This is a genomic window from Pseudoalteromonas fenneropenaei (assembly GCF_042643375.1).
In the GTDB taxonomy this organism is placed as follows: domain Bacteria; phylum Pseudomonadota; class Gammaproteobacteria; order Enterobacterales; family Alteromonadaceae; genus Pseudoalteromonas; species Pseudoalteromonas fenneropenaei.
The window spans coordinates 60,009-72,021 of the sequence record NZ_JBHRSD010000017.1; the positions used below are offsets into that span (position 1 = coordinate 60,009).

The 12,013-nt window shown below is 47.6% G+C and carries 10 protein-coding genes and 1 riboswitch; of the genes, 5 read left to right on the plus strand and 5 right to left on the minus strand.

Annotated elements, in window-relative coordinates; genetic code table 11:
* Positions 1-2: 2 nt before the first annotated feature.
* The 5 genes from ACFOEE_RS10455 to ACFOEE_RS10475 form a co-directional block, all read right to left on the minus strand.
* Positions 3-1,208 (minus strand): PLP-dependent decarboxylase, encoded by a 1,206-nt coding sequence (locus ACFOEE_RS10455; RefSeq protein WP_377123930.1) that lies wholly within the window; start codon positions 1,206-1,208, stop codon positions 3-5.
* Complete coding sequence (locus tag ACFOEE_RS10460; RefSeq protein WP_377123932.1) at positions 1,208-1,948, minus strand: 2,3,4,5-tetrahydropyridine-2,6-dicarboxylate N-succinyltransferase; 741 nt, start codon at positions 1,946-1,948, stop codon at positions 1,208-1,210. Before ACFOEE_RS10460 ends, ACFOEE_RS10455 begins: the two co-directional genes overlap by 1 nt.
* 9 nt (positions 1,949-1,957) lie before the next feature.
* Positions 1,958-2,842: a 4-hydroxy-tetrahydrodipicolinate synthase gene (gene dapA / locus ACFOEE_RS10465; RefSeq protein WP_377124419.1), complete on the minus strand. Its 885-nt coding sequence runs from the start codon at positions 2,840-2,842 to the stop codon at positions 1,958-1,960.
* A 112-nt stretch (positions 2,843-2,954) separates the two neighbouring features.
* Positions 2,955-3,135: riboswitch (Lysine riboswitch) on the minus strand.
* Positions 3,136-3,392: 257 nt separating this feature from the next.
* Positions 3,393-4,013 (minus strand): hypothetical protein, encoded by a 621-nt coding sequence (locus ACFOEE_RS10470; protein WP_377123934.1) that lies wholly within the window; start codon positions 4,011-4,013, stop codon positions 3,393-3,395.
* Between the two features lie 70 nt (positions 4,014-4,083).
* The gene (locus tag ACFOEE_RS10475) at positions 4,084-4,974 is read right to left on the minus strand and encodes a TraB/GumN family protein (RefSeq protein ID WP_377123936.1); all 891 of its coding nucleotides are present in this window, start codon (positions 4,972-4,974) and stop codon (positions 4,084-4,086) included.
* A 510-nt stretch (positions 4,975-5,484) separates the two neighbouring features.
* Here ACFOEE_RS10475 and ilvG point away from each other — a divergent pair.
* The 5 genes from ilvG (at position 5,485) to ilvA (ending at position 11,814) form a co-directional block, all read left to right on the plus strand.
* Positions 5,485-7,137, plus strand: coding sequence for an acetolactate synthase 2 catalytic subunit (gene ilvG / locus ACFOEE_RS10480; protein WP_377123938.1), 1,653 nt, complete (start codon positions 5,485-5,487; stop codon positions 7,135-7,137).
* Complete coding sequence (ilvM, locus tag ACFOEE_RS10485) at positions 7,134-7,376, plus strand: acetolactate synthase 2 small subunit (RefSeq protein ID WP_377123940.1); 243 nt, start codon at positions 7,134-7,136, stop codon at positions 7,374-7,376. The genes ilvG and ilvM overlap by 4 nt, the downstream gene beginning before the upstream one ends.
* A 25-nt stretch (positions 7,377-7,401) precedes the next feature.
* A complete protein-coding gene (locus tag ACFOEE_RS10490) occupies positions 7,402-8,325 on the plus strand; it encodes a branched-chain amino acid transaminase (RefSeq protein ID WP_377123942.1) in 924 nt (307 codons plus the stop codon).
* Positions 8,326-8,416: 91 nt separating this feature from the next.
* Positions 8,417-10,273, plus strand: coding sequence for a dihydroxy-acid dehydratase (gene ilvD / locus ACFOEE_RS10495; RefSeq protein ID WP_377123944.1), 1,857 nt, complete (start codon positions 8,417-8,419; stop codon positions 10,271-10,273).
* Positions 10,273-11,814 (plus strand): threonine ammonia-lyase, biosynthetic, encoded by a 1,542-nt coding sequence (gene ilvA, locus ACFOEE_RS10500; RefSeq protein WP_377123946.1) that lies wholly within the window; start codon positions 10,273-10,275, stop codon positions 11,812-11,814. Before ilvD ends, ilvA begins: the two co-directional genes overlap by 1 nt.
* Positions 11,815-12,013: the final 199 nt, after the last annotated feature.

Genomic DNA, 12,013 nt, shown 5'->3' on the forward strand with positions numbered 1-12,013 from the left:
ATTTACCTCAAGTAATACGCGGCACTTTGCGCGTCACGTAAGCAAATCACTTGGCCCTGTTGCAATACGTACTCTGCGGCCAGTTCATGGCACAGAAAATACGGCATACTTTCGGTAAAGCCATAAGCGCCACACTGACTGAACACTAACCAATCGTTTTCGTTTATATCGCTTGGCAGACTATGCTGACCTAGGCTATCGAGTGCGGTACACAGCGGGCCATGGAGCAAAAAGTCGCTGGGTGTCGCATTTGAGTCGCGTAGCAATTGACACGGAAAAGCCTGATTGGTGACTGCTGGGCGCAAAATATGATTGATCCCACCCGCTAAGATCAGCTGCTTGGCACCATAATTGGTCTTTTGCTCTACTACCGGATTGACATAGTAACCACATTCCCCCACCGCAAAACGACCTAACTCCATCCAGAGTTCGTCCACGCCAGAGGTCGCTTTAATGGTTGCGAGGGCATCGAGTAGTTTTGGCCATTCAAGGCCTGAAGTGGTAAAGGTATACGGAATACCAAGGCCGCCACCTAAATCTAAAATACGTAACTGCATACCCAGAGACTGCGCTAAGGCTTGCAGCGGTGGCACCATTTGCGACCATAAGGAGGCGAGCTTGTCACTTGACAGCATGTTGCCCCATTGGAAAATATGTAAGCCAGCAAAATCTAGGTTCGGATAGTCACTTAAAGTCAGCGCCTGCCATTCATTCACACCGAGTCCGAATGGCGTGAGGCTATCACCACCGAGCGGGTTTTTTTCACTATCGGGCCAGCGCAGTTGCACCCGTAGTAAAATACGTAAGGTCGTATGATATTCCGCCGCCGCAGCTTGCAGCCAGGCGACTTGATTTGTGCTTTCGGCTACAAATGTGCGTACACCTTGTGCCATAAAGTGGGCGATTTGGCGTTTTGATTTGGCCGGGCCAGTGTTGAGTACGCGCGTTGCAGCAATGCCTTGAGCTAATACTTGATTAAGCTCGCCAGAACTCGCCACATCAAAATCAAAACCAGCACGGTCAAGAGTTTGAATAATGGCAGAAAGCGGATTGGCTTTGACTGCATACCACAACTTGACTACGTCTTGCTGCGTCAGTGCATTAAGGTGTGCGCTGAGCTTGTCGAGGTCATAAACAAAAAATGCCGTGTCCTCGGATTGACTTAATTCAGTCAGCGCGGTGCGTAGCGGCGTACTCAAAAACGTCATTAACGTAATACCTCTTCAAGCAGCAAAGAAGCATTAGATTGCTCGTCACGATATTTAACGATTAAAGCGCACGACATGCTCAGACCTTGGGCCTTTGCCCATTCGCTTGAGGCTGGGCGTGAACCTGGGATCACAATGGCGTTTTCAGGAATAGCTTCGCCTTTGTCGAGCATGCGCTCATTGACACAATCATAGACAGGGATTGCAGCAGAAAGACGTACACCGGGTGCTAATACCGCGTTTTTCTTCACGACTACGCCTTCTACTAAGACGCAGCCGGCACCAATAAAGGCGCCATCTTCAACTACCACAGGGCTTGCGCCGACGGGTTCAAGTACCCCACCGACTTGTACTGCCGCGCTTAAATGCACGTTTTTACCAATTTGTGCACATGAACCAACTAACGCGTGACTATCAACCATAGTACCAGAGTCTACGTAGGCACCAATGTTGATATAGGCCGGTGGCATAATGATAGTGCCTGGTGCAACGTACGCACCACGACGCACACTACTACCACCTGGTACCATACGTACGCCATCTTCAGCGGCAAAGCCGCGCGGCGCTAAATTGTGTTTATCAACAAAGCCACCGGGAAATTCAGTATTGGTGCCGTTGCGAAACGCTTCTAAAATACCTTGTTTCACTGCAACATTGGCATGCCACTGACCGTGCTCATCCTGTGTTGCTGCGCGTACTTTACCTTGTTCTAAATCGTTTAATAAATCTAACCAGCTCATGCTACTACCTTAATTCCAAGCTAAAATGGTGTCGTTCGCAGCACTAAGCGCCGCGGTGTTATCGAGTTCTAAGTGAGTCAGTGGTGGGCGTAGGTGTGGCGTTGCCAGTTTGCCCTGTTGGTGCATCAACACTTTGACAGGAATAGGATTTGCTACAGTGAATAAGCTGTTGACGGCATCCGTCCAAGTGGTGAATAAATTCGGAAAAGTCCCCGCCAAAGAGCGGCGCACAAATTCAGCGGTTTGCTGCGGCCACGCATTGGCAGCCACGCTTACTAAGCCAGAAGCGCCAGCTTGCGCAAAATAAGGCATTAAGCCATCATCGCCGCTAAATACTTTTACCTGAGGCGCTGCTTTACGGAAGGCTTCAAACTTACTGATGTCGCCAGAGGCTTCTTTGAGCGCCCAGAGATTGTTGTGGTGGCTAAGGTTGGTTAATACTTCTGGCGCAATCGCCACCGCACTGCGGCCCGGCACATTGTAAATCATGCAAGGTAGTTCAGTGTGGCTCAGCAGGGCATCAAACCATTGGGTTTGGCCGACCACACCCGGTTTGGCATAGAGCGGTGAGCCAAGTAAATAAGCGTGGATTGGCAAAGTATTGCAAAATGCCAGCCATGCCAATTGAGCATGTAGATTGATACCACCGACAGCTACCATTAACGGCACTTGAGGGTTGAGGTCACACACAAATTGCACAATTTGCTGCTGCTCGGCAAGCGTCAGCGCTAAACCTTCGCCGGTTGAACCCAATAGCAAAATACCGTTGCCAGCCGCGGTTTGCTCAGCAACAAGACGTGTCAGTACGTCGTAATCTACTTGGTCATTGGCGTCAAAAGGCGTGACCAAAGCAGTCCATAACGGATAATCAGATAAGTCGAATGATGTTTTCATCTCTACCGAACTTAAAAGTGTTCGGAGCATGGAGGGATCCAAAGCTTCGAACAGATTAAAATTCGAAGAGCAATGGACTCAAAAAAATAGGCAGCACTGGCCTAATAATTTCAAGACCAGAAGCTCTCCACCAAAACCAGTTCTTGGTGACAGTCGCTGGGATTCAGCCCAGTCGTCCGAAATAAAACCATAGCAAAACAGTTTACTTCTCGGCGTTATCTCCCCTCATTGACCATCGTTGGGGTTTGCTCCCCTCCAGTCAACTACCTGAATAACGCTCCTCTTCCAGCCCAATACTAGGGTATGGAGCCATCCATACCACAGCATAAAAATCGGGTGAGGCGGCATTGAAACATTTTAGACGTCTGGGTGTCAAGCGTTGATTTTTAGTTCAAGTGTTAGCGCTCTGCGTCGGTTAAGGTTGTTTTGCTGGGTCAATTTGATGAAGTTGTAAGACAGCAAGGAAAACGGCTATTTTAGATAAATAGCCGTTAAATTCGTTGAATATGTCGCTAAAATTCCGCTTTTAAGATTTTGTGCGGGTGCGTAATTAATGGCTTAAACGAATATTGCCCACACCTAATTCAACCGCAATGCTATGCTCGCCTTTGCCGCGATATTTTACTTCTGAGCCGACCATGTTGCGCTCTTCATTCATTGCAACAGAAAAACCGTTGATGCTGGTATGGCCGACGCCTGAGTCCAGTTTGACACTTTTGAAGTCGTCTAGTGAGGTGTCGATACGTACTTTGCCCACACCCACTTCGATTGCTGCAGAGTTAGCAAGGTCAACCACTTTCACATTACCAACGCCAAGCTCAAGATCGAGTGCCATAGAGGCTGGCACTTTGACTTGCCATTCTTGCTCAATGTCATCGCTGTCGATAGTCAAAGCCAGTGCTTTACTGCTTTGCTTAGACTCAAGTTCAAATTCGTCGAGATTGATTTTTTTGGCAAACCAGCTGTCGTCGTTTTTATGGCTAAGCACGATAGTGACTTCAATGCTGTCACCGTCGTAAGTATCGATGTCGACACTACCAACAGGAACGTCGATGGCAAGCTCTGCGCTGTCTTTTTTGCTAAATGTTTTTGTGATGGTGCGAGTATCATCGGCGAATGCCACAGATGACAAACCAAGGGTAATAAGTAGGGCAAAGAGTTTAGTTTTCATGGTTAAAAATACCTGTTGCTGTGAATTATCTATTTAGACGACAGCTTCACAGCAAAAGGTTTAAACACATTTAAACTTTTTTAATCTTAAAGCCATTTATTTTTAAAAGTTCAAGCAAACCTTGCTGTTCGGTGAGGTGCAAAGCGCCAACCGCAATAAACAAAGAGTGCTGCTTGAGCTTGGGGACTAGCGTCGTTACCCAAGCGCGGTTGCGTTCAGTGAGCAAAATTTGCTCGCTACGCTTAGTGTATTCATCTTGACCGAAAATGCTGCGGTGGTAGCTGGCTAGTCCGTCATTATCGCCGCGCTGCCAAGCATAAATCAGCGGATGAATATATTTGTTTGCATCATTTAGCTGCGCTAAAGCGTCGTCTATCATCTGTCCTTCAAACTCACCGAGACGACTAAACAAGCCAAATTGCTGTTCAATAGTTTCAAGTTCTAACACGGGTTTTTGCAGCTGCTTTGCAAGTTTTAGTAGCTGCATATCGACCCCGTATTCGGGCATATAACCTGCGCGCATATAGGCCATACGAGCCAATTCAATCATCACCGCCCAAGGTTGTAATCTTTGTACTTGGGTGATATCCATCCCCTGACTTTGCAAATAGTTTGCGAGTTTTTCGTAGTGACTGGGGTCAAGTCTGGACGCTAAGGTTTGCCCTTCAGGTAGTAACATTAATGGGAAAGCTCTGGCTTGTAGCTGTGCTGCGGTGAGCTGGCTTAAATCCACTTCAACGACTAATTGGTCACTACTTTTCAGCGCCTGAGTGACTTTTTCTGGCAGCACTGCCATGCTCTGATCGCCCATGTGTACAGTACCAAACAAATAAGATTGCTGACCATTTTTTTCAATTAAATAGAGCGCTGGATTGAGGCCATTGGCGAGTGCTGTTTGGCAACATAGCAAGAAGTAAAATAGCGCACTGAAAAAGGTGGCGCGAGCTAGGGAAATACGCATGATCGGATCCTAATCTTTGATGTTGCCAAATCATATCCAAAGTTAAAGGTAAATCACAAAAATTTAATGCAACTTTTTAGCATTGCACGGATAGTGCAAGGTTGGTGTTGTGAGGAGGGGTAAAATTTGCTCAAACCTGTAAAGGTGTCAATTCAATTTGAAATCTTGCTTTATTTTGCATAATCAATGCTTTTAAATTGCTTTTGTAGTGAATGATCGCATTGTTTTTATGCTTGACGGCTACTGTTCCTTTATGTACTAATAGAAAAAGCAGAAACGCAGGGCACTTAGGCCTTGCTTACATATTCAATAGAATCGGTTTATACACATGCTTACAGCAACTCTAGTCCTAGTCGTGATTATCAACGTGGTGATTATTATTACCGCGGGGGCTGGCTAGTGCTGTAAGAAAAGTAGCAGCAGATTAGGAAGCCCCCCGCACTGAAAAGTCCGGGGGGCTTCGTCGTTTTAGGGTTAAATTTTTTATTACGTTACAACTGGGGATGAGGAATGACAGGGGCACAATTGGTAGTAGAGATACTTGCTAGGCAAGGCGTTACTGAGGTATTTGGTTACCCAGGCGGGGCCATTATGCCAATTTACGACGCGCTCTACGGTGCGCCCGTGAAGCATTATTTGACCCGCCACGAACAAGGCGCCGGTTTCGCTGCCGTAGGCTATGCACGCAGCACTGGGAAATTGGGTGTGTGTTTGGCAACCTCAGGCCCAGGTGCGACCAACCTTATCACCGCGCTTGCTGATGCAATGATGGACTCAGTGCCTTTACTTGCTATCACAGGCCAAGTGCCTACCGCAGCTATCGGCTCCGATGCTTTTCAAGAAATCGACGTATTAGGCATGTCACTGTCTTGTACTAAACACAGTTACATGGTGGAAAGTGCCGATGAATTGGCAGAAGTGTTACAAGAAGCCATGCATGTTGCTTTAAGCGGTCGTCCTGGTCCGGTATTAGTCGACATCCCCAAAGATATTCAACTAGCGGAAGTGCCATTTCATCCTTGGTTGGCCGAAGCATTTACTGAGCAACCTCAACTGTGTCTTCAGCAGTTAGCCAAAGCCAACGAGTTACTGGCCAATGCGAAACGTCCTGTGGCGTATATTGGTGGTGGGGTGCAAATGGCCGATGCACAAAGCGAGTTAATGCAGTTTTTGTATAAGACTCGTATGCCAGCGGTTTCAACTCTAAAAGCCCTTGGTAGCGTATTACCTGATTATGAATACGACTTAGGAATGCTTGGTATGCACGGTGGTCAAGCGGCCAACATAGCTGTACAACAATGTGATTTATTAGTGTGTATCGGCGCACGTTTTGACGACCGTGTAACGGGTAATTTAGCTAAGTTTGCTGCCAAAGCCAAAGTCATCCACTTAGATATCGACCGTGCTGAAATCGGTAAACGTAAACCTGTAGCGGCAATGCTACACGCTGATTTAAAACAGTCACTGCCGCAACTTGAGTGCGTTGTTACCGACAGTGCGTGGCTTGCTAACATCAGTGACTTACAAGCCACTCATGCTTGGCGCTATGACTTTCCGGGTGAGCAAGTTTTTGCTCCTGCATTGTTAAATCAGCTTAGCCAACAATTACCGCCAAATAGCGTGGTGTGCTGTGATGTGGGCCAACATCAAATGTGGGTGGCGCAGCATATGAAATTTACTCACCCAAGTAACCATTTAAGTAGCGGCGGTGCGGGCACTATGGGCTTTGGTTTACCTGCTGCTATCGGCGCGAAAATCGCAAGGCCACATGATACCGTACTGACGGTATCGGGCGATGGCTCAATCATGATGAATATTCAGGAGCTGGCGACCATTCGTCGTAATAATTTAGCGGTAAAAATACTGATCCTTGATAACCAACGCCTTGGCATGGTTAGGCAATGGCAGCAGCTATTTTTTGAAGGCCGTTATAGCGAAACTAATTTGTCGGACAATCCGGATTTTGTCCAGCTGGCGGCGGTTTTTGGTATTCCGGGACAAACAATCACCCGTCAAGATGAAGTGGCAAATGCTATCCATGCTTTCGTGACGGCTGAAGGACCTTATTTACTGCATGTTTGCATTGATGACAAAGCAAATGTGTGGCCGCTGGTACCTCCAGGTGCGGCGAATGATGAAATGATGACGGAGACAGCGCAATGAAACACCAATTGACCCTAGCAGTGAAAAAGCAGACTATCGCAATTGAGCGTTTTTTGCGTGTCGCCCGTCATCGCGGGTTTACTCTGACCAATTTAGAGTTGGCCGGACACGATGAGTTATTCCATATCACGATGACAGTAGATAGCGACAAGCCTATCTATTTATTGACAACACAACTAAGTAAGCTGATTGAAGTAAAGGATGTACAGTTACATACCTTGAAACAGCAAGCCGTATAACAGAGATTAAAACAAGGTATTAACGATGACGAAGACATCAGACTTTATTTGGCACAATGGCGAAATGATCCCTTATGAGCAGGCTACCACTCACGTGTTAAGCCACGCCTTGCATTATGGCAGCTCAGTATTTGAAGGGATCCGTGCATATGATACGCCTAAGGGGCCGGCAATTTTTCGTTTGACCGATCATATTCAGCGTTTATATGACTCAGCCAAAATCTACCGCATGGAACTACCTTTCAGCAAAGAAGAAATCATCCAAGCCTGTAAAGACGTAGTACGTGAAAATGGTTTTAAAAATGCCTACCTGCGTCCTTTTGCTTTCTTAGGTCACGTTGGCTTAGGTTTAAACCCAAAATCTCATCGTGCCGATATGACAGTGGCAGCAATGCAATGGGGTGCTTACTTAGGTGAAGATAGCCTAGCGCAAGGCGTGGATGTGTGTGTGTCATCTTGGAATCGTTTAGCACCTAATACTATGCCAACTGCGGCAAAAGCGGGTGGTAACTACTTGTCTTCACAATTAATCTCGGGTGAAGCAAAACGTAACGGCTATGTTGAAGGTATTGCGCTGGATGTCAGTGGTTGTTTAAGTGAAGGTGCGGGTGAAAACCTCTTTGTGATCAAAAAAGGCGTACTCTATACCCCACCATTTACGGCTTGTATTTTACCAGGCTTAACGCGCGACACCATTATTGAATTGGCCCGTGCGCGTGGCTATACCGTGCGCGAAGAATCAATCGCCCGTGAAGCTTTATATTTGGCGGACGAGTTCTTTATGACCGGCACCGCAGCGGAAATCGTACCTGTACGTAGTGTCGATGGTCTGCCGGTGGGCGAGGGCAAACGAGGCCCTATTACTGAAGAATTGCAGCAAGCCTACTTTGATTTGGTAAAAGGCCAGTCTGAAGATCCACACGGCTGGTTAGAATACGTTAACGAGTAATAAATGCGGCAGGGATTTCCTGCCAAACTAATTTTGGGAATGAGGAAAGCCGCTGTGCATAGCTTGTACAGCGCAATTTAAAGGGGCGAACATGGCTAAATTACGTAGTAAAACCACCACAGAAGGCAGGCAACGCGCGGGCGCACGCGCACTTTGGCGCGCAACCGGAATGAGCGAAAGCGATTTTCAAAAACCTATTATTGCGGTGGTGAACTCTTACACACAATTTGTACCGGGCCATGTTCACCTAAATCAATTGAGTGAGATGATGGCGCAAACCATCCGTGATGCGGGTGGTGTGCCAAGAGAATTTAACACCATAGCGATTGATGATGGTATCGCTATGGGTCACGGTGGGATGCTGTATTCGTTACCTTCGCGCGATTTAATTGCCGATTCAGTCGAATATATGGTCAACGCCCACTGTGCCGATGCCATGGTGTGTATTTCTAACTGTGACAAAATCACCCCTGGGATGTTGCTAGCGGCACTGCGCTTAAATATTCCGGTGATCTTCGTTTCCGGCGGGCCAATGGAAGCGGGCAAAACCCGCTTAGCTGACATCGACATCAAATTAGATTTAGTTGATGCCATGGTGAAAGGCGCTGATCCAACGGTGAGTGATGCGGACTCTGAGCAAATTGAGCGCTCAGCTTGCCCAACTTGCGGCTCTTGTTCTGGTATGTTTACTGCTAACTCCATGAACTGTTTGTTAGAAGCTTTAGGTTTAGCCTTACCCGGCAATGGCACCACGCTTGCAACACATGCTGACCGTAAACAGCTCTATGTCGCTGCTGGACAACGTATTATGGCACTGTGTGATGAATATTACGGTAAGGACAATCATGCCGTATTACCACGTAATATTGCCAATCAAGCGGCCTTTATGAATGCTATGACGCTAGATATCGCCATGGGTGGTTCATCGAATACCGTGCTGCACTTATTGGCAGCGGCGCAAGAAGGTGAAGTGGCCTTTGATATGAGCGATATTGACCGCTTATCACGTTCAACACCTTTTCTCTGTAAAGTGGCACCCGCCACTCAGCAGTATCATATTGAAGATGTGCATCGTGCCGGTGGCATCATGGCTATCCTCAAAGAATTAGCGCATGGCGGCAAGCTTGATTTGTCAGTCGGACATGTTGCGGGTGGTAACTTAGGTGAGGTGATCACCCGTTGGGATGCCAGCGATGCACAAAATCAAAAAGCACAGACTTTCTATCGTGCTGGACCTGCGGGGATCCGCACCACAGTGGCAATGAGCCAAGCGTATCGTTGGGATAGTCTAGATTTAGATAGGCAGCATGGCTGTATTCGCAGTATTGAACATGCGTTTCGTCAGGATGGCGGCTTAGCGGTATTGTCGGGCAATCTTGCGGTAGATGGCTGTATCGTGAAAAGCGCTGGGGTGGTCGATGAAATGCTGAATTTCAGCGGCCCTGCCGTTGTCTATGAATCACAAGATGACGCGGTTGCTGGCATTTTGGGCGGTGAAGTGAAAAAAGGTGATGTAGTAGTGATCCGCTACGAAGGGCCAAAAGGTGGTCCAGGTATGCAAGAAATGCTTTACCCAACCAGTTACCTGAAATCTATGGGCCTAGATAAATACTGTGCGCTCTTAACCGATGGTCGCTTCTCGGGCGGTACGTCGGGCTTGTCGGTAGGTCACGTATCACCAGAAGCTGCCAGCGGTGGCGTACTAGCATTAGTGCAAAATGGTGACCTAATCCACTTCGATATTCCTAACCGTGGCATTCACTTGTTAGTGGATGAAACAGAACTTACTAAGCGACGTGAACTACAACAAGCGCGTGGTAAGCAAGCGTACAAGCCACTTGACCGCCAACGTGTAGTGAGCCCAGCGCTTAAAGCCTATGCGCTGTTAGCCACTAGTGCTGACAAAGGAGCGGTGCGCGATTTAGCTAAACTTGAGGAACTCAGTTGATGGTGGCACAAGAACTGGATTACTTCCGGGCCATCATCCAGGCCAATATGGAGCCGCTCGCCCGAGTGACGGAAGTGAGCGAAATGGCGGCGTTATCTGAACAGTTGGGCAATCAGGTGTGGCTCAAGCGTGAAGATCAGCAACCTGTCTATTCGTTCAAATTGCGCGGTGCCTATAACAAGTTGCGACAATTACCAGCAGGAAGTCATGTAGTGACGGCCTCTGCGGGCAATCATGCGCAAGGGGTCGCTTTGTCTGCTGCTCATTTAGGTCATCAAGCAACCATAGTAATGCCAGTGACGACGCCTGAGATCAAAGTCAATGCGGTAAGAAAACTCGGTGGACAAGTGGTATTGCATGGTCACCATTTCGATGCTGCGAATGCGTATGCGCAAACTTTAACTGAGCAGCAAGGCGCAGTGTTTGTGCCGCCATTTGATGATAAAGATGTGATCATCGGGCAAGGCACCATAGCGCGCGAATTAATGCAGCAGCTCGATACCTTAGATGTGGTGTTTATTCCTGTTGGTGGTGGTGGTTTGCTCGCTGGCATGGCGGTGTATATTAAGTCGCTGCGTCCAGATATCCGCATTGTTGGTGTGGAAGCTGAAGACAGCGCCTGTTTAAAAGCGGCCCTAGCAGCAGGTCATCCGGTAGAATTAGAACGGGTCGGGAGTTTTGCCGATGGTGTGGCGGTAAAACTAATTGGTAAAGAAACTTTTCGCTTAGCGCAAAAATATTGTGATGAAGTTGTCACTGTAACGGCGGATGAAATTTGTGCGGCGGTGCAGGATATTTTTGTTGCCACTCGAGCTATTGCGGAGCCATCTGGGGCGCTTGCCACTGCTGGACTTAAAAAATGGTGTCGCACCACTGGCGAGCGCGGTTTGCAATTGGCGGCCGTGTTGTCCGGCGCTAACCTCAATTTTGATAGGCTACGTTATATTGCTGAACGCACGGCTTTGGGTGCCAAGAACGAGGCTTTGTTTGGTGTGACCATAGCCGAGGAAAAGGGCAGCTTTAAAAGGTTTTGCCAATCACTGGGCGGACGTGCCATTACAGAGTTTAATTATCGCTATGCTGGTGGTGACGATGCACAGATTTTTGTTGGTGTGGCACTGCGCAATGGGCAACAAGAATTAGACGAAGTCAAGCAAGGCTTAAGTAAAGACGGCTATCAGTTTGTTGATTTGTCGGATAACGAATTGGCTAAATTGCACATTCGTTATATGGTGGGCGGTAAACCAGCGGTGGCGTTACAAGAGCGTTTATTGCGCTTTGAGTTTCCTGAATACCCCGGAGCGCTCGCACGCTTTTTGGAAATGCTGGGTAATAATTGGAACATTACACTCTTCCATTATCGCAATCATGGTGCTGCACAAGGTAACGTGCTGGCGGCATTTGAGATTGCGGCAAAAGACCAAGATCAGTTTGCTGCACATTTGGAAAAATTGGGTTATCAGTATCAGGACGAAACGGATAATGCGTGTTTTAAACAGTATCTGCAGTTACCTGCAAGTTTGCCAAGAATGGTTGGCTAACTTGCAAAATTGCCTTGTTTCTCTATAGTTATAGCCAAACGACTTGATGTTTCGGGTCGTTTGCGCGCCGGTTTGATTGTTTAGACTCGTTAGGCGATAAATCAGCGGCGTAGATCTTTTACCCAGTTCAATATGATGGGAAAGTCACTATTTGCAAACAAGGAGAGCGGCGCAGGTGAATGCGTTTCGGTGGCAGTAT